The organism is Streptomyces sp. NPDC091387 (assembly GCF_044756945.1).
Taxonomy (GTDB): domain Bacteria; phylum Actinomycetota; class Actinomycetes; order Streptomycetales; family Streptomycetaceae; genus Streptomyces.
The window spans coordinates 845,584-867,363 of record NZ_JBIVTZ010000001.1 but is presented as its reverse complement, the minus strand read 5'-3'; the positions used below and the strand labels follow the sequence as shown (position 1 = coordinate 867,363).

Annotated in this window: 15 protein-coding genes; 12 read left to right on the top strand and 3 right to left on the bottom strand. The window is 72.8% G+C overall.

Going from position 1 to position 21,780, the window contains the following annotated elements; genetic code table 11:
• Positions 1-134 precede the first annotated feature (134 nt).
• Genes ACIQM0_RS04015 through ACIQM0_RS04000 form a run of 4 tightly spaced genes read left to right on the top strand, consistent with a single transcriptional unit; the run spans position 135 to position 3,606 of the window.
• Positions 135-935: an ABC transporter permease gene (locus tag ACIQM0_RS04015; RefSeq protein ID WP_401283270.1), complete on the top strand. Its 801-nt coding sequence runs from the start codon at positions 135-137 to the stop codon at positions 933-935.
• Positions 928-1,797: an ABC transporter permease gene (locus ACIQM0_RS04010; protein ID WP_401283268.1), complete on the top strand. Its 870-nt coding sequence runs from the start codon at positions 928-930 to the stop codon at positions 1,795-1,797. Before ACIQM0_RS04015 ends, ACIQM0_RS04010 begins: the two co-directional genes overlap by 8 nt.
• Positions 1,798-1,826: 29 nt before the next feature.
• On the top strand, positions 1,827-2,891 hold the full coding sequence (locus ACIQM0_RS04005; protein WP_401283416.1) for an ATP-binding cassette domain-containing protein: 1,065 nt from the start codon (positions 1,827-1,829) through the stop codon (positions 2,889-2,891).
• Positions 2,892-2,901: 10 nt separating this feature from the next.
• On the top strand, positions 2,902-3,606 hold the full coding sequence (locus tag ACIQM0_RS04000) for a DUF1707 domain-containing protein (protein ID WP_401283266.1): 705 nt from the start codon (positions 2,902-2,904) through the stop codon (positions 3,604-3,606).
• Between the two features lie 46 nt (positions 3,607-3,652).
• Here ACIQM0_RS04000 and ACIQM0_RS03995 read toward each other — a convergent pair whose 3' ends face one another.
• Complete coding sequence (locus ACIQM0_RS03995; RefSeq protein ID WP_401283264.1) at positions 3,653-4,900, bottom strand: SGNH/GDSL hydrolase family protein; 1,248 nt, start codon at positions 4,898-4,900, stop codon at positions 3,653-3,655.
• A 144-nt stretch (positions 4,901-5,044) separates the two neighbouring features.
• On the opposite strand from ACIQM0_RS03995, the gene ACIQM0_RS03990 reads away from it, so the two are divergent.
• The 8 genes from ACIQM0_RS03990 to ACIQM0_RS03955 all read left to right on the top strand — a co-directional run bounded on the left by ACIQM0_RS03990 (position 5,045) and on the right by ACIQM0_RS03955 (position 19,268).
• Positions 5,045-6,415, top strand: coding sequence for a DUF445 domain-containing protein (locus ACIQM0_RS03990; protein ID WP_401283262.1), 1,371 nt, complete (start codon positions 5,045-5,047; stop codon positions 6,413-6,415).
• 252 nt (positions 6,416-6,667) lie between these two features.
• Entirely contained in the window at positions 6,668-9,511 is a 2,844-nt protein-coding gene (locus tag ACIQM0_RS03985; RefSeq protein WP_401283260.1) for an AAA family ATPase, read from the top strand.
• A complete protein-coding gene (locus tag ACIQM0_RS03980; RefSeq protein ID WP_401283258.1) occupies positions 9,504-10,793 on the top strand; it encodes a protein kinase in 1,290 nt (429 codons plus the stop codon). The genes ACIQM0_RS03985 and ACIQM0_RS03980 overlap by 8 nt, the downstream gene beginning before the upstream one ends.
• Positions 10,794-10,803: 10 nt before the next feature.
• Complete coding sequence (locus ACIQM0_RS03975) at positions 10,804-15,153, top strand: hypothetical protein (RefSeq protein ID WP_401283256.1); 4,350 nt, start codon at positions 10,804-10,806, stop codon at positions 15,151-15,153.
• Positions 15,154-15,168: 15 nt separating this feature from the next.
• The gene (locus ACIQM0_RS03970; RefSeq protein ID WP_401283254.1) at positions 15,169-15,612 is read left to right on the top strand and encodes a hypothetical protein; all 444 of its coding nucleotides are present in this window, start codon (positions 15,169-15,171) and stop codon (positions 15,610-15,612) included.
• On the top strand, positions 15,596-16,216 hold the full coding sequence (locus ACIQM0_RS03965; protein ID WP_401283252.1) for a hypothetical protein: 621 nt from the start codon (positions 15,596-15,598) through the stop codon (positions 16,214-16,216). The genes ACIQM0_RS03970 and ACIQM0_RS03965 overlap by 17 nt, the downstream gene beginning before the upstream one ends.
• Complete coding sequence (locus ACIQM0_RS03960; RefSeq protein WP_401283250.1) at positions 16,213-18,855, top strand: Hsp70 family protein; 2,643 nt, start codon at positions 16,213-16,215, stop codon at positions 18,853-18,855. The genes ACIQM0_RS03965 and ACIQM0_RS03960 overlap by 4 nt, the downstream gene beginning before the upstream one ends.
• Positions 18,852-19,268 (top strand): tetratricopeptide repeat protein, encoded by a 417-nt coding sequence (locus ACIQM0_RS03955; protein ID WP_401283248.1) that lies wholly within the window; start codon positions 18,852-18,854, stop codon positions 19,266-19,268. Before ACIQM0_RS03960 ends, ACIQM0_RS03955 begins: the two co-directional genes overlap by 4 nt.
• On the opposite strand, the gene ACIQM0_RS03950 is transcribed toward ACIQM0_RS03955, so the two are convergent.
• The gene (locus ACIQM0_RS03950; RefSeq protein WP_401283246.1) at positions 19,240-21,303 is read right to left on the bottom strand and encodes a CHAT domain-containing protein; all 2,064 of its coding nucleotides are present in this window, start codon (positions 21,301-21,303) and stop codon (positions 19,240-19,242) included. The genes ACIQM0_RS03955 and ACIQM0_RS03950 overlap by 29 nt on opposite strands.
• Positions 21,304-21,313: 10 nt before the next feature.
• A complete protein-coding gene (locus tag ACIQM0_RS03945; RefSeq protein WP_401283245.1) occupies positions 21,314-21,733 on the bottom strand; it encodes a hypothetical protein in 420 nt (139 codons plus the stop codon).
• Positions 21,734-21,780: the final 47 nt, after the last annotated feature.

Here is a 21,780-nt window from a genome sequence, read left to right as displayed (position 1 = left end):
GTGCACTTTTCTCCGGAATAAGCACCGGATCGACCCCCGAAAAGCGGTCGCGGCGGCCGCCCCGGCTGCACTAGGCTCGTGCGCTTTGGTGTCCACGGCCGATGTGGCGCCCGAGTGCCGGGGGGTGGAATGCTGTGCGGCTCTATGCGGTGGTGGCGGCGGGCGGGTTCCGGCGCTATGCCACGTACCGGATCGCGACGGTTGCGGGGGTGTTCACCAACACCGTCTTCGGTTTCATCATGGCGTACACGTACACCGCGCTGTGGGACGAGCGTCCGCAGCTCGGTGGCTACGACATGGCGCAGGCGCTCACGTACGTGTGGCTGGGGCAGGCGCTGCTGATGACGTGCTCGATGATGGGCGGCGGTTTCGAGGACGAGCTGATCGAGCGGATCCGTACCGGGGATGTCGCGGTCGATCTCTACCGGCCGATCGATCTCCAACTGTGGTGGATGGCGGGGGATCTGGGGCGTGCGGCGTTCCATCTGCTGGGGCGCGGGATCGTGCCGATGCTGCTGGGTTCGCTCGCGTTCGATCTGGCGCTGCCCACGTCGCCGGGGATCTGGCCGGCGTTCCTGGTCGCGGTGGCGCTGGGGGTCGTGGTGAGTTTCGCGATCCGCTATCTGGTCGCGCTGTCCGCGTTCTGGCTGATGGACGGGGCGGGTGCGGCGCAGATCGCGTTCCTGGCGGGGATGTTCTTCTCGGGGCTGCTGCTGCCGCTGAACCTGTTCCCGGGGCTGCTGGGCGAGGTGGCGCGGGCGTTGCCGTGGTCGGCGCTGCTCCAGGTGCCGGCCGATGTGTTCCTGGGCAAGCACACGGGGTGGGGGCTGGTGCGGGCGTACGGCTTCCAGGCCGGCTGGGCGCTGGTGTTGCTGCTGGCGGGGCGGCTGTTGCAGTCGGCGGCGACGCGGAGGGTGGTGGTCCAGGGTGGCTGAGCCGGTGGCGGTGGACGTGGAGGGCGGGCCCGCGGTGGTGTTCGCGCCGCGCTCGCGGGTGGTCGAGGGGTTCCGGGCGTACGGGCTGATCGCGGCGATGTGGCTGCGCTCGACGATGGCGTACCGGGCGTCGTTCGTGATGACGGCGGTCGGTAATTTCGCGGCGACGGCGTTCGACTTCGTCGCGATCATGCTGATGTTCTCGCACGTGGACGTGCTGGGTGGTTACACGCTGGCGGAGATCGCCCTGCTGTACGGGGCCGCGGGGACGGCGTTCGGCCTGGCGGATCTGGCGATGGGGTCGATGGACCGGCTGGGCCGGCGGGTGCGGGACGGGACGCTGGACACGCTGCTGGTGCGGCCGGTTCCGGTGATCGCGCAGGTGGCGGCGGACCGGTTCGCGCTGCGCAGGCTCGGGCGGATCACGCAGGGGCTGCTGGTGCTCGGCTACGCGCTGGTGACCCTGGACATCGAGTGGACGGTTCTGAAGGTGGTGATGGTGCCGCTGATGCTGCTGAGCGGGGCGGCGATCTTCGGGGCGGTGTTCGTGGTCGGGGCGGCGTTCCAGTTCTTCGCGCAGGACGCCTCTGAGGTGCAGAACTCCTTCACGTACGGGGGCAACACGCTGCTCCAGTACCCGCCGACGGTCTTCGCCAAGGATCTGGTGCGCGGGGTGACGTTCGTCGTGCCGCTGGCGTTCGTGAACTGGCTGCCGGCGCTGTACGTGCTGGGCCGGGAGTATCCGCTGGGCCTGCCGCAGTGGGTGGCGTTCCTGCCGCCGGTGGTGGCGGCCGGGTGCTGGGCGGTCGCGGGTCTGGCGTGGCGCGCGGGTCTGCGGTCGTACCGGAGTACGGGAAGTTGACGGACAGCGAGCGGGACGGGGCAACGGACATGGGCGCGGGCAAGGGCAGCGGAAGCGGCAGCGGGAGTGACGCCGACTCCAGCACCGACAGCGACAGCGGTTTCATCGAGCTGAACGGGCTGGAGAAGGTCTTCGACGTCCGCCGCCGGACGGGCTTCATGCGCAGCGAGCGCCGTGAGGTGCGGGCCGTCGACGGCATCAGCTTCCGGGTGGCGCGCGGTGAGATGGTCGGCTACATCGGCCCGAACGGGGCGGGGAAGTCGACGACGATCAAGATGCTGACGGGCATCCTCACCCCGAGCGGCGGTTCGCTGCGGGTGGCGGGCATCGATCCCTCCCGGGAGCGTACGAGGCTGGCGCACCGGATCGGTGTGGTCTTCGGGCAGCGCACCACGCTCTGGTGGGACCTGCCGCTGCGCGACTCGTACCGGCTGGTCCACCGGATGTACCGGGTCCCCGACGCCCGCTTCCGGGCCAACATGGACCGTTGTATCGAACTCCTCGATCTGAAGGACCTGTTGGACGTCCCGGTGCGTCAGCTCTCGCTGGGGCAGCGGATGCGCGGGGACATCGCGGCGGCGCTGCTGCACGATCCGGAGGTGCTGTACCTCGACGAGCCGACGATCGGCCTCGATGTGGTGTCGAAGGCCAAGGTGCGTGGATTCCTGCGGGACTTGAACGCGGAGCACGGTACGACAGTGCTGCTCACGACCCATGATCTGACGGACATCGAGCAGTTGTGCAAGCGGGTGATGGTGATCGACCACGGCCGTCTGATGTACGACGGGGCACTGTCCGGTCTGCACGAGGTGGGGGAGAGCGAGCGGACGCTGGTGGTCGATCTGGAGCGTGAACTCCCGCCGATCCGGCTGGAGTCGGATCCCGGGGTGCGTACGGTGAAGGTGGAGGGGCCGCGGCAGTGGCTGGCGTTCCCGGCGTCCGCGTCGGCGGCGCCGCTGGTGGCGCGGATCGCCGCGGAGTACCCGATGGTGGATCTTTCGGTGCGGGAGCCGGACATCGAGGCCGTGATCGCGAAGATGTACGCGTCGGGCACGGGCACATGGGTCGGTGACGGAGGCCCGCGCGTTCAATAGGCTGCGCGGTATGACTAGTGAACTTCCCGACATGCGTGCCTCCGACGCCGAGCGTGAACGCATCGCCGAGATTCTGCGCGAGGCGGTGGCGGAGGGCCGGCTGGAGATGGAGGAGTTCGACCAGCGTCTCGACGCCACCTACAAGGCCCGCACGCACGGGGAGCTGGAACCGATCGTCCGCGACCTTCCGGCCGTCGGTGCGGCGGTGGCGCCGGTGGCCGCGGGGCAGGCCCGGACCGGTTCGCTGGCCCGCTGGTCGGAGCGGGTGGGCAAGCCCGCGACGTCGGGCGGCGCCTTCGCGTTCTGGGGCGGGTTCCGCCGCCGGGGCAACTGGACGGTGGGCCGGAAGTTCACCGCGTTCGCGATGTGGGGCGGCGGTGAGATCGATCTGCGCGAGGCGGACTTCGAGGACCGCGAGGTGGTCATCCGCTGCTTCGCGATCATGGGCGGCATGCAGGTGACGGTCCCGCCGGACCTGAACGTCGAGGTCCGGGGCGTCGGCATCATGGGCGGATTCGGGGAGAACACGAAGGACGAGGGCATCCCGGCACCGGATTCCCCCCGGGTCCGGATCACCGGTTTCGCGCTGATGGGCGGCGTCGGTGTGGAGCGCAAGCGGAGCAAGGCGGAGAAGCAGCGGCTGCGGGAGGCGGAGCGCTCGCGCGGCCGGCTGGAGAAGGGCGACCGGCTGAAAAAAGGCAACCCCGGCAAGTGACGGAGCGCCCGCCCCCGACGAGGCGTCCGCCCCGCCCGACAGTCCCTCAGAGCGCGTCGGACGAAGGCCGGACGCGTACCAGGTCGGCCAGGTCCACCAGGGAGCCCAGCCGCTGGTAGCCCGCGTCGTTCAGGTGGAGGTGGTCACCGGAGTCGTAGGCGGGGTGCAGCCGGTCCGGGTGGGCCGGGTCGCGCATGTCGCGGTCGAAGTCGAGGACCCGGTCGAAGACCCCGCCGGCCCGGATCGTCTCGTTGACCCGGTCGCGTACGGCGTTCTGTGCGGGGGTCCAGCTGCGGTAGCCGTCGTACGGCATCAGGGTGGCGCCGATGACCCGCAGTCCGCGTGCGTGCGCCCGCTCCGTCAGGGTGCGCAGGGCGTCGGTGATCCGCTGCGGGTCCTTCTCCTGGGGGAAGCCCTGCACGTCGTTGATGCCGAGGGCGATGATGACGGTCTTCGCGCCGGTGACGCCGAGCACATCGCGCTCGAAGCGGTCGAGCGCGCGCGGCCCGATGCCGTGGCGCAGGATGCGGTTGCCGCCGATGCCCTGGTTCACCACCGCGTACCGGCCGTTCAGCCGGTCGGAGAGGACGTCGGGCCAGCGGCTGTTCGCGTCGGTGGTGGAGCCGGTGCCCGCGGTCAGCGAGTCGCCGAGCGCGACGACGGTCCCGGTGGCGGTCGGGCTGTGCACGTCCACGCCGGTGAGGTAGCGCCAGGCGGTGCTGCGCCAGGTGCCGCGACCGGTCTCCACGTAGGAGCTCTGGTGGCTGTTGGGGTGCACGGTGACCGGGCCGCGGGCGGTGGGGGTGCGCAGGGTGACGACGAGGTCGGCGTCGGCGGCGACCGGGACGACGACGGGGTCGCTGACGATGCTCCGGCCCGCGCCGACGGTGGTGGCCGGGGCGCCGCCGAACGTCACCGGGCGGGTGTTCACGGTGACGTTGTCGATCAGCAGCGGCCGCGTACCGAAGAGGTTGGAGAGGGTGACGCGGGCCGCGTTGCCGCCGATGCTGGTGTGCACGACGTTGCGGATGGTGCGGTGGATCAGGTCCTCGCCGTGGTTCGGGTCGGCCGCTCCGAGGACGGGTGCGGCCGCCCAGGTGGCGAGCCAGAGCCCGGAGGAGTGGGCCGGTGCCGCGGGCGTCCTGGCCGTGCCCTGCGGCCCGGTGGCGGCGGCGGACGCCTTCGCCCGGGACCCGGAGAACAGCAGCGAGCCGGTGAACGCCACGACGGCGGCGAGCGCGGCGGTGCCGGCCACGAGAGCGATGAGCAGGGCGTACCCCTGGCGCCTGGGCATGGGCGGTGTGTCTCCTCTGTTCGTGGACCGGTTCCATGATGCGGCAGGGCGCGGGGAACTCAACGTGCGGCCCGGGAGTAGGTCAGGCAAGGACAATGCGTACGGGGTGTCGGGGGGCGATGCGTACGCGGACGGGTGGAGCGGATGGAACCGATCGAAGGCAGCGGACCCGGCGAGCGGGGAGCCGGTGCGCAGGCACGCGAGGGCGCGGGGGGCGGCGGCGCGGGTAGCCGCCGCTCCGCCTCCCTGGCCTCGTTCTCGTACACCGCCGCGGACGAGGAGAAGCGTCGCGGCGTACGCCGTATGAAGACCACGGCCACCGGCCTCCTTCTGCTGGTCGCGCTCGTGTACGTCCTCGCCACCTGGGCGAAGAACGAGGGGGTGGGCGGCTGGCCGGGCTTCGTCGCCGCGGCCGCCGAGGCGGGCATGGTGGGTGCGCTGGCCGACTGGTTCGCCGTCACGGCGCTCTTCAAGCGTCCGCTCGGTCTGCCGATTCCGCACACCGCCATCATTCCCACCAAGAAGGACCAGCTCGGGGCCTCACTCGGTTCCTTTGTCGGCGAGAACTTTCTGTCGGGCGGTGTCGTACGGGACCGGATCCACTCCCTCGGCATCGGCGGCAGGCTCGGTGCGTGGCTCGCCGAACCGGAGCACGCGGACCGGGTCACCGCCGAGCTCTCGACCGCGCTGCGCGGTGCGCTGACGGTGCTGCGCGACTCGGATGTGCAGGCCGTGGTGGGTGAGGCGATCACCCGGCGGGCGAACGCGGCGGAGATCGGCCCGAGCCTCGGCAAGATGCTGGAGAAGGTCGTCTCCGACGGCGGCCACCGCAAGGTGGTGGACCTGGTCTGTGTCCGGGCTCACGACTGGCTGGTGCTGCACGGCGACTCCGTGATGGACGCGGTGCAGGGCGGTGCGCCGGGCTGGACCCCGCGGTTCGTCGACAAGCGGGTGGGAGAGCGGGTCTACAAGGAGCTGCTGCGCTTCATTACGGAGATGCGCGACATGCCGGGGCACCCGGCGCGCGGCTCGATCGACACGTTCCTGACGGACTTCGCGGCCGACCTCCAGACGGACTCGGAGACCCGGGCCCGGGTGGAACGGCTGAAGTCGGAGGTCCTGGGGCGCGGCGAGGTCCAGGACGTCATCGCGTCCGCCTGGTCCTCGGTCCGCACGATGGTCATCGCGGCGGCCGAGGACGAGCAGAGCGAACTGCGCCTGCGCGCCCGTGCCTCCCTGATGTCCCTGGGCGCCCGCCTGGCGACGGACGGCCGCCTCCAGGCGAAACTGGAGGGCTGGCTGGAGGACGCGGCGGTCTACGTCGTGACGACGTACCGGACGGAGATCACCTCGCTGATCAGCGACACGGTGGCCGGCTGGGACGCGGACCAGACATCAAAGAAGATCGAGGCGCACATCGGCCGCGACCTGCAGTTCATCCGTATCAACGGCACGGTGGTGGGCGCGCTGGCCGGGCTGGCGATCTACACGGTGTCCCGGGCACTGGGCGGGTAACCGGCGCATTCCCCCCGGGGCCGCGCCGGTACCGGAACGGCTCACCGGCCGGACCGGTGAGCCGTCAAGAAGGATCACGGCCAATTCCGGTGAGCCGCGCGCCCGAGGATCCGAATAATGTCGCCCATCGACGGGCAGGCGTCGTCGCGATCGTGCCAAACTGGGAATGCACAGGGGGTCGCCGACGGCTCCGGCATTCCCCCGCGAACACGGCGTGCCGGTAACGGGTACGGGGGTACCGTCATTTTGTCATTGTTCTCGGAAGGGATCTTCACTCCGCACGCACTTCTCGACGAACGCGCTATCGATATTCTCTCGGCGGCGACACAGCGCTGCGCGGGCACGGTCCGTCCGAGTGACATCCTCCACGCCGCGATCGAATCCGGCGACCAGGGCGTTCTGTCGGTCCTCGCGCTCACGCTCGACGAGGGCGCCCGGCCGCGCCATCTGCTGGAGACCATCGCGGTGTACAACCCGGGGAGCCGGGGCGGCGGAGACTTCGATTTCGACGGACGGCGTGAACGGTTCGCGGCCCAGACGCTGGCCGCTCTGGACGGCTTCGCCGCGGAGTTCGCGCAGGACGAGGACCGGCTGCGCCCGGTCTGCCTCGAACTGCTCATCGCCTGGGTGCTGGACCATCCCGACCCCGGCGACCAGCAGTTCCTGCGGATCCTCGACACGGCGGCCGCCGCCCGGACCCTGCGCGACCAGGTCCGCGTCAGCACCGAACCGCCCCCCGCCCTCCTGGACGACACCGGCCGGCTGCGCTCCGAGGAGTTCTCTGCGGACGCCTGGGCGGTTCTGGAGCAGGCGGCGGCCCGCGCGGGCGAGCTGGGGTACGACCGGCTGCTGCCGCCGCACTGCTTCCTCGCCCTGCTCGGCGAGACGGAGGGGCTGACCGAGCGGCTCGTCCGGCTCCAGATCCCCCCGCAGCTCGGCCTGGCGAAGGTCGCGGAGCTGCTGAGCGGCGCCTTCCGGCTGTCCCAGCACGGCAAGGACGCGCCACCGCTGCACCGTGACGGCCTCGGGGAGCCGCAGCTCGACCTGCTCCGGCGCGCCCAGCGGGCGGCCGTGGTGTGGGGCGCCGAGCTGGTCGACACCCCGCATCTGCTCGACGCCCTGCTGGAGGACCCACCGCCCAGGCTGGCCTCGGTGTTCGAGGCCGAACCGCTCCGGGTGGACCTCGCCCGGATGCGCGAGCTGCTCGCCCAGGCCGTCAGGGAGGCACGCGCCACGGGCCCCCGCGAGGTCTCCTTCCGCCTCCCGCCGGAGTTACCGCCCGCCGAGGACCTGACCTGGCTGGCGCGGACCCGGGGGATCGCCCCCGCCCGGCACCTGGACCGCTACTTCGACACGCTGGGCCGGGCCCTGCACCGTACGACCGGCAACCACGTGCTGATCACCGGGGCCACCGGGGTCGGCACCACCACCCTGGTGCGCGAACTGGCCAGGCGCGCGGCGGCCGGAGAGCTGCCCTTCCTGCGGCGCAAACGCCTGCTGCACGTCGACTGCCGCGACGTGCCGGACACCGAGAGCGGCGCCAGACTCGCCCGGATCATCGCCCACGTGGCCGGGCGCACCGATCTCATCGTGTGCCTGGACGGACTGGGAGCCATGCTCCGCGGACCCGGTGGCACCGACCACGTACCCGCCCTGCGCAGCGCGCTGAAGGAGCGCCGGATCCACCTCGTCGGGGTGCTGTCCGGCCAGGAGTACGACGACCTGCTGGCCGCCGACCACGCCCTGCGTGAACTCACCACCCGTATCGACGTGACCGAGCCGGACCGTGCCTGCGCGCGGGACATGGTCCGCCAGGCGGCGGACGCGCTGGAGGCCGAGTTCAGGACCGAGGTCGAGGACCGCGCCGTCGACCGGGCGGTCGTGATGTCCGGGGACTACATCCTCAACCAGCGGCTGCCGCTCGCCGCCGTCAAGGTGCTCCGCCGGGCCTGCGAGGACCTGGACTACCGCCGTACGCAGCTCGGCGACACCCGGGCCGCGGTGAACACCGAGGACGTGGTGCGGGTCATCGCCGAGGTGTCGGGCGTGCCGGCCGGGCAGATCGCCGGCACGGGCGGCGAACGGACCGACTTCGCCCAGGCGCTGGGCGGTTCCGTCTTCGGGCAGCGGGAAGCGGTCGAGGTGGTCGCGAGCGAGCTGCGCCGGATCAAGTCGGGCCTGGCCGGGGCGAGCGGCGGCCCCGCCTCCGTGATGCTGTTCGCCGGGCTGACCGGGACGGGCAAGACCGAACTGGCGAAGACCGTCGCCAGCTTCTACTCCTCCTCCAAACGCCTGCAGACCTACCCCATGGAGAACTTCTCCGAGGCGCACAGCGTGTCGGGCATCATCGGCTCCCCGCCGGGATACATCGGCTACGAGCGCGGCGGCCGCCTCATCAACGAGCTGAACGCCGACCCGTACTGCGTCTTCCTGCTCGACGAGGCGGAGAAGGCGCACCCCGAGGTCTGGCGGCCCTTCCTCAACCTCTTCGACGAGGGCTGGATCGTCGACCAGCGCGGCGTCAAGGCCCACGGCGACCGGGCGATATTCATCCTCACCAGCAATGCGGGCCAGGAGATCATTTCCCGGATGACCAGGGAGGGGCGGTCCGACGAGGAGATCGTCGCCCGGGTGAAGGAGACATTGCCGCAGATCGGGAACCGCTCGCAGGGCGGGCCTGTCTTCTCTCCCGAGTTCCTGGCGCGTATCCGCCGGATCATCGTGTTCCGCCCGCTCGATCTGGACGCGATGACCGGAATCTGCCGCAGGCTGGTCGACCGGCAGCGTGAATTCTGGCTGGACAAAAGGGAGAAGGAGTTGATCGTCCCCGATTCGCTGATCCTCTACACCGCCGATCGCGGACATCTGATGAACGAGAGATCGGGCGGCAAGGAGGGCGGCCGCATCATCGCGAAGATCCTTTCCGACCTGGTCGAGAATCCCATTCTTCTCGAACAGGAGCGCCGGGAAGAGGAGTTCCGGACGTGCGCCCGCATCGAGCTCGACTTCCGCCCCGTCGGCCCCGACGGCGGACCCCGGACCGACGTCCGCTTCACCCCCGCCGCCGCCCCCGGGACGGGGCCGGATCATGAGTGACGGAGCCGGGACCGATCTGCGGTCCTTCGAGGGCCGGGTGATCAACGACCGCTATCTGCTGACCAAATGGATCGGCGGCGGCGCGTTCGGCGCGGTCTTCCTCAGCGAGCAGCGCATCCTCGGCCTCCCCGTCCGGCGGGTCGCCTGCAAGATCTCCCGGGACGCGGGGATGACCGAGACCGACGCCCAGGAGAAGTTCGCCGACATCCTGCGGCTCGCCGAGGCGATGGACGGCATGACCGACTCCGAGGCGCGCCGCCACCTCGTCCACGTGTACGACGGCGGGCTGGCCCACGACGCGGGGGACCGGGCGTTCCTGGTGATGGAGTTCGTCCAGGGCACCACGCTCGCCGCCCAGTTCGAGACCCTGAAGACCGTGCCCGCCAAGCTGCTGTTCAACTGGGCCCGGCAGATCTGTGTGGCGCTGCGCGGACTGCACGCCCTGGACCAGCCGTTGCTGCACCGGGACCTCAAGCCGGACAACGTCCTGCTGGGCTCCGACCTGACCGTACGGCTGATCGACTTCGGCCTCGCCGCCCGGCTGCTGGAGTCCGGGACCGTCCCCGGAGTCGCCGGCACCCTGACGTACATGGCACCCGAGACCTCCCAGGGGCAGAGCGTGCCCGCCTCCGACCTGTACTCGCTCGGGGTCCTGATGTACGAGGGGCTGACCGGCCGGCTTCCCTTCGCGCACCTCATACCGCCGCCGGGGATGCCCGACACCCTGCACGGCGACTGGCTCTACCAGCAGAAGAAGGCGAGCCGCGGGGTCGCCCCGCCGTCACGGCTGAACAACACCGTGACGCGCGAGACCGACGCCGTCGTCCTGCGCTGTCTGGAGTTCGATCCCGCCCGGCGCTTCCGCAGCGCGGCGGAACTCCTGGACGCGCTGGCGGCGGCCGAGGCCGGGGCCCATCGCCCGCCACCCGGCGAGAGCGCGCTCGAACAGGCCCGCGAGCAGGCCGCCGACGGCGATCCGGCCGCCGCGTGCCGGACCCTGCGCGCCTGTCTGGACTCCGCCTCAGAGGATCTCCCGCCCGCCGTCCGGCTGGCCCTGCGCAACGAACTCGCCCGGCTGCTCGACGCACAGGGCGACCCGGCGGGCTCCGCCCGGCAGCTCGCCGAGGCCTGGCAACTGGTGCGCGACAGCACCCTCCTGCGGACCCGGAAGGAACGCCGCGCCCTGCTGGAGCGTACGGCCGACGCCTACCGGCGGGCCGGGAACGCCTACCAGACAGCCCACTTCGAGGACCTCCTGCGGCGCGAGAGGGGCAGGGGGTGAGCGCAGCGGCATGAGCCCGCCCTCGTCCTTCGGTGACCTGCTCAGCCCCTCGGGGAGGCTGCGCAGGCAGTGGAAGGCGGCCCTCGACGACCCGGATCCGCAGAGCGCTCTGGCGCGGCTGCGCGAGGTCCGCGAACGGATGGAGAAGCGCCCGGAGGCGGCCGCCGAGATGTGGACCGGCTTCCTGCGGTCCATGGTCGGGCAGCCGTTCCGGCAGTTGCTCACCGAGCCCGACTTCGAGGCGCTGGAGCGGATCGGCGGGCTCGTCGCGCGGGCCGGGGCGCTCCCCCTCGACCAGGCGGTCAGGCCGCTCGCCACGGCGCTCCTGGGACGCGGTGAGGAGCAGCGGGCCAACGACCTGCTGACCCGGCTCTACTGGGCGGAGTCCGTCCAGGAGGGGGCCAGGGCCGGGCTGGCGGACGATCTGGCCCGCTCCGGCCAGCGGGACGTGCCCCGGCTGGAGGTCTACGGGGACCTGCTCGGCCGGCCCGGCCCACGCCCTCCCTCGGTCGTCGAGCTCGCCACCGACGTGCTGCGGGTGGACTTCTCCTCCGGCCCGGTACGGCTGCGGCAGGCGGCCTCGCTGGCGGCGGCCGGGCTCCCGGGGGCGGACCGCGCGGCCGGGCTCCACCGGCTGCTCGTCACGGGGGACACCGACGCGGCCCTGGGCCACTTCCTCGACGCGTGCGCGGCCGACCCGCGCGACGAGACCGCCCTCCTCGGACTCCTGGTCGCCCACATACGCGACGGCCGGGCCGCGGACATCCCGGAGTGGGCGTTCACCGCCGCCCGGAAAGCCTCGCCCAGGCTCGCCGCGGCGGCCCAACTCGGCCGCCTGCTGGCCTGGTTCGACGCCGCCACCGACACACCCGCGCCGCCCGCCGGCCGGCTGGTCGCACTCGACCTGAGCCCGGAGGCGGGCCGCTGGCCCGACTACGCGCTCGGCCGCCTGCACCTGCTGGACGGTGACGCCGCCCGCGCCCGCGATCTCCTCGTCCCCCTGGCGTCCGACGACTCCGCGCTCCCGCAGTGGCGCTACCACGCCGCCTGGTCGCACCTGCTCTCCGGCGACCGCGCGGGGCTCCGGGCGCTCACCGGCACCGTGACCCGGAGCCCCGACGACTGGGCGCTCGCCCGCCTGCTGCTGGACAGCGGACCGGACGCGGCGCCCGGCACCGACGCGGCCCACGCCGCGACGGCCGCCCCGCCCGGCTACGAGCGGATCGCCCGGGTCCGCGAGGCCCTGGCCACGGGGATACGGCCGGCCGCCGACGCGGACGCGTCCCCGGCGGGGCTGCCCGCCGGGGACGGGGGTCTGCCGGAGCGGCTGGAGGCGTTGCGTACGGCCCTGGGCGAGGCGTACGGCCGGGCGGCGCGGGCAGCGGGGGCGGCGGACATGGCGGCGCTGCTGCGGGAGCCGCTGTACCGGCGGCTGCCGCGGGCCGACCGGCTCCTGTGGTCGGGGCTGCACGCGCTGCGCGAGGAGCCGGAGGAGGGGCGCCGATTACTCGGCGCGGCCCTGGCGCTCGGGCACGAGCGGGCGGCGCTGGTGCTGGCGGCGCACCACCTGGAGGAGCGCCGCCCGGCCAGGGCGCACCGGCTGCTCGCCGGACGGAGCGGCCACAAGGCGCAGCTGCTGAGGGCATGGGCCGAGGAGGCCGGCGGCGGGCCGGACACGTCCGCCGCGGACGGCCTGGCGGAACTCGCGGACCGGCGCCTTCCGCAGCTTCCGTACACGCGCGGCGTGATCCGGCTGCACCAACTCGCCGGGGAGGGACCGCTCCTGGACCCCGAGGACGCCCCGTACCACGCCCGGCTGGCCGCCAGGGACCTCGACAGGGCCCTCGCCGCCGGGGCGGACGCCCTGCCCCCGGACGCCGCCGAACTGCTGCGGGCCGCGCGGACCGTCGCCCACGGAGTCATCCCCGGGCCCGCGGAACCGTCGCCCGCCGTCCCACGGCACCCCTGGGCCGAATGGGTCCTGGGCCTGGCACGGCTGGCCGAGGACCCGCAAGCCGTCGGCCTGGGGCTGTGCGGGCGGCTGATCGCCCTCGCGGAGGAGTCCGGCGAACCGCGCTCGCGGGCCGTGACCGTGCTGGCCGCCGCACTCGCCCGTGCGGGCATGATCAGCGAGGACCCCGGCCGGCGGAACGCCCTCGCGCTGCTGGTGCGCGACCTGGCGGACCGGCACCCCTCGCCGGAGGTGGACGCGCCGGCCGACCGGGTCACGGCCGCCGCGCTGGCCCTGCCCGCCGTCGGCCGCCCACCGCTCCCGGCGGCGCGTCCGTCCGGCGCCGTGCAGCCCGTACTGGCCCTGGCCTTCGCCGCGGGCGACCTCGCGCGGGGCGATCTCGGCGGCGCCGTAAGGCAGTTGAGGACTGCCCCCGAGGACAGCGCCGTGTGCGCCCTGCTCGCCGACACCCTGGACGGCCGCCCGCCCGCGGCGCCCCCGCCGGACGGCTCCGGGGAAGAGACCGCCCTGCTCCGCGTCATCCACGCGGCAGGGCTCGTCGAGAGCGATCCGGGCCGGTGCCTGGACCTGCTCTCCGCCGCCGCGGCCGACTGCGACCTGGCCGCCGTCACCGACGTCAACAGGCTGCTGCCCGGACTCCTGTCGCACTCCGGGGGCAAGCCCGGGAACGGCGGCAGACCGGCCAGGACCGCGGCCGCCAGGAACCGCCCCGGCCAGGCCCACCCGCTGGCCGGTCTCGTCAGGCGGCTGACCGACACCGGAGCGGCCGGATTCGACCCGGTGCTCCTGGCGGGCTGCGCGACCGCCGTGGGGGACTACGAACTGGCGGAGGAGCAGTGGACGCTCGCGTACACCGAGGCGGGCCAGGGGGAGCGCGACCCCGGCCCCGTCCTCGTGCAGTACGCCCGGCTCCTCTGCTACCGGGCCGTCACCGCACGCAACGCGCGGGATCCGCTGCGGGGAGCGGAGCTGCTGCGCCGGGCCGCCGGTCTGCAGCCGGCCCGGGGGCCCGCGCTGAAACGCGTGCCGTCCCGCGACGGAGCGCACGCGCTGGCGCGCGGCCTGGAACTCGACGTCCACGTCGGCCGCCTGCTGGGGCACGTCTTCCCCGACGCCGGACGCGAGGCGGTGCCCTGGGAGCGGCCCGGCCGGTACGCGGCCCTGGAGGCTGCCGTCGAGGACGACGCCGGGCTGCTCGGCGCCCTGAGGTCGGGCGGGCGCAAAGGCGTCCGGCGGCGCTGGGCCGATTCCCTGAAGACCCGGGAGTACGACGTCCGCCTCCACCACACCCTGGCCCTGCTGTACCGGGGCATGGCGCTCAACGCGCCCTCGTCCGCCGCGGAGACGGGCGGGCACCTCGCCCGTGCCACCGTGCTGTGGACCCTCCTGCTGGCCTCTGAAGGGTTCTGGGAGCAGCACGGGGAGACCCCCGCCGGACCCGAGGCCCAGTCGCGGCTGCGCCGCGTCGTGTGCCAGGAACTGTTCGACCTGCACCGCGGACTCGGGGCCGAGGCCCTCCAGGCGGGCGAGAGGGAGACGGCCCGGCTGCACCTGCGGGTGCTGGAGTCCGCCCGTACCGGGGAGTCCGCCGTCCACGGCCTCCTGCGGGAGTTCGGCATCCCGTGGTCCGTGCCGGTCGACGCGCGGCTCTGGGCCGAGATGTCCGCGCTGGCCGGTTCGGTCACCGACGCGTGGTGCGCCGAGGTCATCAGCACCGCGGAGAAGGCGGTCAGGGACCCGGCCGCCATCGCGCGGCTGTCCGAGGGGATCGACAAGGACTACGAATCCGGCATCCGCGGCCTGGAGCCGCTGATCGGTCTCGACGTCCCGCTTCCCCGCCTCCTGCAGACCGGACTCGACTGGTACAACGAGCTCCAGACCTGCCTCTACCAGATGCGCAGGACCGAGGAGATCCGGAAGGTGACCGGAAGGGCGCGCACGTTCGCCGACGCGCTCGCGCCGCTCTGCACCCCGGGCAAGGGATACCTCCCGGCCAACAGCGCGCTCGGCCGGCACTTCGTCTTCCGCGGGCTGTACGTCGCGCAGGACGACCGCACCGCCGGCCAGGCGTACGAGACGGCGCTGAAGTGGGACCCCGGCAACGTCAGCGCCCCCCAGCTCCTGGCGGACACACGGTTCGGGGACGCCCTGAAGCCGGTGCGACGGCACCTCGACGCGGGCCGCCACCGGGACGCGCTGGCCGCGGCGCGCGAGGCGTACGAGTGGGCCGCGACCGACGAGAACCGTGCGGTGGCGCTGATCTACCAGGGCCTGAGCCACTTCGGTGCCGGAAGCCGCTCCGAGGCCTTCGCGTGTGTGACCCGGGCCCTGAGGTTCGACCCGTCGTCCGACGCGGCCCGCACGCTCTACGACCGATACCGCACGTGACCGTGAAGGAGACCCATGAAGCCCAATCCGTTCCATGTACTCGGACTTCCCGTGTCCGCGAGCGACGAGGAGGTGGCGGAGCGCTTCCGGGAGCTCGCCGTGACCGGGGAGCAGGACGCGGGCGCCCTCGCCGAGTGGGCCAAGGACGAGCTGATGGGCCTCCCGGAGACCCGTGAGCTGCACGTACTGCTGGAGGCGCCGGGTGCGGACTACCGGGGCGAGCGGTGGGAGGACTTCGCCCGGCAGTACGGGCGCCCTCCCGTCGCGTTCGACGCGTCGTCCGGCCGGGTGGAGGCGCCCCGGGCGGCGGACTTCGACCTCGCCGCCGTGGCCCGGCGGCTGCTGGACGGGATGCTGACCGCGCCCACCGTCGACATCCGCCCCGCCCTGGACCACGCCCCGGTGCCGCTGCGCCTGGAGCGGCCGCCGCTGGAGGTGCGTGATGTCCTCTTCGGCTGAACCCTCTGCGACCGAGCCCTCTGTGGACGGGTCTCCCGCGGCCGGCTCTTCTCCGGACGGGTCTCCCGCGGCCGATCCCGGCTGGGACGACTTCGAGGAGCGCCCGCTGCCGGAAGGGCCGGGCGGGCCGGAGCAGCCGGACCCCGTCAGTCCGGGCCGTGAGATGGCCGCCGTGCTCCAGCGGTACTGGGCCGACCTCCAGCGCGAGAGCAACAGGGTCGACAAGGAGTCGGCGGCGGCCCGCAAGATCCTCACCGAACTCGCCGTCCACGTCGCACGGTTGGACGCCCTCCTGCGGGAGGCGGCCGGCCCGCTGGAGGAGGCCGGAGCCAAGGCGCTGGGCCGTCGGCTGGACGTGGCCAGGAAACAGGTGCTCGAACCGCTGCACGCGATGGACATCACCACGCAGGACCCCACCGGCAAGCCGTACGAGTCGGTCGCGGACGTCGTCGACATCGCCGGATGGCGGTACGGGCCCGAGTTCACCGCCGAAGTGGTGGCGGAGACCGTGGAGCCGATCGTGCTCGACCGCGGCACGGTCGTACGGCTGGGACAAGTGATCATGGGCGCCCCGCTGAGCGCCGGAATGGAGAACGACGCATGACGCAGTACGTGAGCAAGGCCGTCGGGATCGACCTGGGGACCACCAACAGCGCGGTCGCGGTGATGAATCCGACCGACACCGGCATCGTGATCCACCAGGGCGGGATGAACGCCCGCACGACGCCGAGCTGCGTGTGGCGCAACCCGCGCAACGGCGAACTGGTCGTCGGCCGGAAGGCGTTCGCGAGGGTGGGGAGCGAGCCGGAGCCGATCACCTCCGTCAAGCGCCTCATGGGCTCCCGCAGAACGGTGACGCTGGCGGGCGAGGAGCGCACCCCGGTCGAGATCTCGGCCGACATCCTGCGCGAGATGAAGCGGCAGATCGAGGAGGACGTCGCGGAGTTCAACACCCCGGACGTCAACTGGGTGGTCGACCGCGCCGTCGTCACCGTCCCCGCGTACTTCGACCAGCCGCAGATCGACGCCACCCGCAACGCCGCGGAGGCCGCCGGCCTGCGGGTGGTGGACCTGCTGCACGAGCCGACGGCCGCCGCGAGCCACTACTGCTGGCGGACCGGCACCCGGGACGGCACCTTCTTGGTCTACGACCTCGGCGGCGGCACCTTCGACGTGAGCGTGGTGCGCTGCAAGGCGGCCGACTTCAGGGTGCTCGGCATCAGCGGCAACACCATGCTCGGCGGGGACGACATCGACACCGCGCTCGCCCGCCACCTCCAGCAGCTCCTCCAGGACGACGACTGGGCGATGGACCTGGACCTGGAGAACGACGCGGAGGACCGGCTGCGCTTCCGGCGGCTGAAGTCCCTCGCGGAGTCCGTGAAGAAGGGGCTGTCCAACAGTACGGAGTTCATGCTCCGCGACTCCGGAGGGCTGACCGACAAGGACGGGCAGCGCGTCGTCATCGACACCGTGATGGAGCGTTCCCAGCTGGAGGCCATCGCCCGGCCACTGCTGGAGCGCACCTTCCAGTACTGCGACGAGGCCCTGGACCAGGCGACCAACGAGGCCGGGGTCACCCTGGCCGACGTCGACCAGGTCATCCTGGCCGGCGGGTCCACCCATCTGCCGCTGGTCCGCGAGATGGTGCGCGGCCGGCTCTGCTCGCCCGCCCCCGGGGCCGCCGCCCCCGACTCGCCGCGGGCCAGGTGCACCGAGCCGGTGTACGAGCAGGTCGACACGGTCGTCGCGCTGGGCGCCGCCGTGCGGGCCTCCGCGGTGGGCGGCCTGGACATCCTGAACGAGGAACGGACGGTCCGGGTGGGCTTCCGCGGCACGGTGGTCACGGCCGCCGACCGCACGGTGGTCGGCGGCACGGTCGAGGCCCTCGACCCCGATCTCGACCTCGACGGCGGTTCGGTGCGCCTCAGCACCGAGGAGTACGAGGACGAGGCGCAGCTCAAGGCGGGCGGCAGCTTCGCGTTCACCCGCATCCCCGTACAGCCCGACGCGCAGAGCCTGCTCACCTTCGAAGTGTTCGACGCGGACGGTGAGCTGCTGGCGACCGTGGGGCGCGCGGTCGTCCACGACCGCGACGCCGGGGCCAAGCCGGTCGGCAACCCGGTCAGCGCGGCCATCAACGCCAAGCCGATCCTGCTGGAGGTGTCCCGCGAGGGGCGTACGGAGCGCGAGGAGCTGATCCCCGCGCTGCGCTCGCTGCCGTTCAAGGAGCGGTACGCGTTCAGCCACCCCGGTGACACGGACACGGTGGACTTCCGCCTCTACCAGCAGGCCCGCCAGATCCAGGTCATCACGGTGCCGGTGCCGTCCTCCACCTCCAGGGGCACGGCCATCGACCTCGACGTGGAGATGGACGTGCACGCGCTCATCACCGTGCGCGGCTCCATCGGCGACCACCCCTTCGAGGCCCTCGTCGAGCTGCCACCGGAGGCCGAGCTGCCGGGTGAGGAGAAGGTGGCCGAGCTGAAGCGCGCCTTCGAGCAGGGCGTCGAGTTCCTGCCGGCGGGCGAACGCAGCGTGAAGAAGGCCAAGATGGAGATGGCGCAGACGGCCTTCTCCCAGGCCCTCGCGGGCGGCGAGAAGGCGGTCGCGGGCCACGAGTTCGAGGAGATGCAGGCCATCGCCGACTCCGTCGGCAAGCCCCAGGACGGGGCCCTCCAGCCGCCGAGGCCGGACTTCGAGCAGCTCGTCAAGGACTGCGGCCAGCTCAACCGGTACGTGGCCACGATCAGCGACAGGACCGAGGCCCCGCACGACGAGCGGGAGATCGCGGCGGCCGTCGAGGTCCAGCGGGAGCAGGGCGAGCGGGCCCTGGACGCCGGTGACCAGCGGTCGTACTCGGAGGTCATCACCCAGCTCCAGCACGTCTTCGACCACCTCCGGTCGGTGGCCTACCGCCACCAGCAGGAGAACGATCCGGTCGCCCCGACCGAGATGGCCGCGTCCCGGCTGCGGAGCGCCCTGGACATGCTCGACGAGGTACGCAGGCTGGTTCAGGCCTCCGGTACGGCGACGGCCCGGCACCGGCAGGACGTGGAGGACATCGGGCAGCGGCTCGCCGGACTGCAGGGCCTCATCGCCCAGGACCCGAACCGGGTCCAGCAGGAGGCGTCGCAGGAACGCCAGCGCCTGATCCAGGTGAAGAGCATCATCACGGGTTCGTCCGACGAAGGGCGCGGCCCCGCCATTCCCGAGGCCATCCACCGGGGGCCGCGGCGATGAGCGTCCGCTGCCCGGTGCTCCTGTGCCGCGAGGAGAACGCGTACGGGGCGGAGCTCTGCGCGGGCTGCCGCACGCCGCTGGCCGGTTACGCGCGGCTGCACACCTATCCGGCGTACCTGTTCAACCGGGGACTGGCCGCGGCGCGCGCGGGCCGCCTCGCGGCCGCGCGGGACTGTTTCGCCGCGGTGGTGCACTGGTGTCCCGGCGACACCGAGGCGCGCAACGCACTGGCCCTGGCCGGGCTCCGGCTCGGTGACCGCGCGGAGGCGCACCGGCAGTGGACGGAGGTACTCGACCGCAGGCCCGGTGATCCGAAGGCGGTGCGGGGGCTCGCACAGCTCGCGGAACCGGCGGAGGCGAGCCGGAGCAGCGGGCTCCCCGACGTCAGCGGTCCCGCCCCAGGGACCGGATGAGCAGGTCGGGGTCGACCCCGATCCTGTTCATCAGCTCGCGCCCCGACGACTCCTCGTCCTGCAGCAGGGCGAGGAGGATGGCGGCCTCGCCGACGCGGCCGGCGGAGGTGCGCCCGGCCGCGCTGCGCCGGCGGGCCCGGTCCAGCGCGTCATGGACCCGGGGGGACAGGTCGCGGCGCCGGGGGGTGAGCATCCCGGAGAGCTGCCGGTAGGCCCGTTCCCCGGCCGCCCCCTGCTCGTGCATGGCGCGCCGCAGCACCTCGCTGCCCATCGCGCCGAAGGCGAGCAGGAGCGTGTAGGTGCCGATCACCTCGCCGCGGGTGTCGGCCAGCAGGTTCGCGAGCCGCACGATGCCCACGGCGCTGCGGCTCAGGTCGTCCATCGGCAGCCGCTCGTCGCCGTTCGGCAGGAGCGCGATGTCCGTGACGGAGGTGTCCGCCCCGGTGCCGCTGCCCGTGCCGCTCCCGGTCTCCCCGTCCGTGTCGCTGTCCGCGTCGCTGTGCGGCAGCAGCCGGGCCAGCGGGACCCCGCACAGTTCCAGCAGCCGGGAGGCGACACCGCCGCCCACGGCGACGAAGGCCTCGGTGATGTCGGCCGTCGTGACGCTGCTCCTGCCGTCCGCGGCGGCGCGGGTGGCCGCGTCCGCGAACACCCGGTTGACCGTGTCGGACAGGAGGCTGATGTCGTGGTCCGGGCCCGTGCCGTCGCCGTCGGAGCCGGAGTCGTCGTCCGGGCCGCCCGAGCTGCGGCTGAGCACCTGATCGATCACCTGGTCGAGAGCTTCCATGACGTCCGCCCCGATGCTCTCCTCGATCCGCTGCCTGATGTCGGCCTCGCCGAGCAGTCCTTGCAGCAGATCGACCGAGGCGACCCCGCCCCGGTCGGCGGAGGCCGCGTGCACCCGCCGCATCAGCCGCTGGGCGTCGGGGGCCAGCGTGGTCGTCAGGTCGTCGTCGGGCGGTCCGGGCGGCTGGGGGTTCCCCGGGGGCGCGTTCCCGGCGATGCCCGCGGCCGGGTCGCCGTACAGGACGAAGGAGGCCCAGGCCGCGTCCGGCCGGTCACGGAGCGCGGTGCGGGCCGCCCGGACCGCGGCGCCCGCCGGCCGGCCCGCGAGCAGTTGACCGTAGAACTCGGCGGCGAACCGCCAGGCGCCCTCGTCGGCCACCTCGGTGCGGGTGCCGACGACGGTCTTCGCGCCCAGGACCATGAAGGACATGCACATGTTGGCCACTTCGCCCTCCCCGGCGGAGGCGCAGCCGTTGATGAAGGCCACGGGGGGCGCGCCCCGCGACGAGAGGGTCTGCAGCACGACCTCGCCCAGCAGCTGGCGGTCGTGCATCATCAGCCCGGTCGTGCCGGAGCCGGTCGCCACATGACCGCAGAAGTGGAAGAGGTCGTAGGGCGTGTCCTCCGAGGCCAGTTCCGTGACGACGTCGAGCAGGGTGGCCTCCTGCCCCAGCAGGACCGTGCACGCGATGCCCCGGTCACCGAGCCACGCCGCGACCTTGGCCACCTCCTCACGGGCGGAGGGCAGGTCGCCGAGGGTGTCGCCCACGATGAGCGCGCGGCCGACCCGGCTGATGGCGCGCCCGCCGACGACGGGGCGTTTGCCCATCAGCCGGCGCCCGAGGTCGTGTTCGAGACCGAGGAAGTCCGTACCGTCGTGCAGCAGTTCCCACGGGACCTCCTGCTCGTTCGTACGGACCAGCAGCGGACCGGACGACGCGTGCAGCCGGGTCACCAGCTCGGCCACACTGCCCTGCACCCGGGGGAACAGATGCTCGTGGAGCAGCCTGCCCCACTTGGCCAGCTCCTTGGCCGGTCCGGGGCCCGGCTCCCCGGCGGCCGCCTTCGTCAGGGCCTGGTCGATCCGGGCGCGGCAGCCCCTCACCAGTCCCGGGTCGACCTCGACCGTGTACTCCATCTCGAGCGGAGGACTGTCGCCGGCGGAACCGCCGACCCGCAGGTCGTATTCGTAGCGAACGGTCATGCCCTGCGCGGTGACCCGGACGTTCAGTGTGTCCGGTTCGCTCATGCCGGTTCGCTCATGACGGGCTGTGCCGCCGGATGAACGCCTCGACGAGCCGCTCCTCGGCCGCGGTGGAGGGCTGGATGATCTCCACCTGGTCGTCGCCCATGATGACCGTGATCGACGTGACGCGGCCGGTGCCGTCCGCCGGGCCCGTCCCGTTCCCCGGCGGGGCGTTACGTCCCTCGATCAGCCAGCCGCGCACCGTGTCGATGATCGGGACCAGGCTCCCGGCCCAGGTCACCACGAGGGTGGCCACCTCGACGACACCGCCGGAGCGCCGTCCGGGCGCGGGCCGTGCGGCGTACGCCGGTACGACCCGCTCGGCCCCGTTCTCGGACAGCTTCCGGCCCAGCGCGGCGCCGGCTTCCGCTCGGGCATCCCCGTTGAGGACCAGTTCGCAGGCGAACCTTCCGTCGGGCTTCGGCTCCACCACGTAGGACCTCCGTCTCTGCCCACAACCCTATGACGCACCGCCGCCGT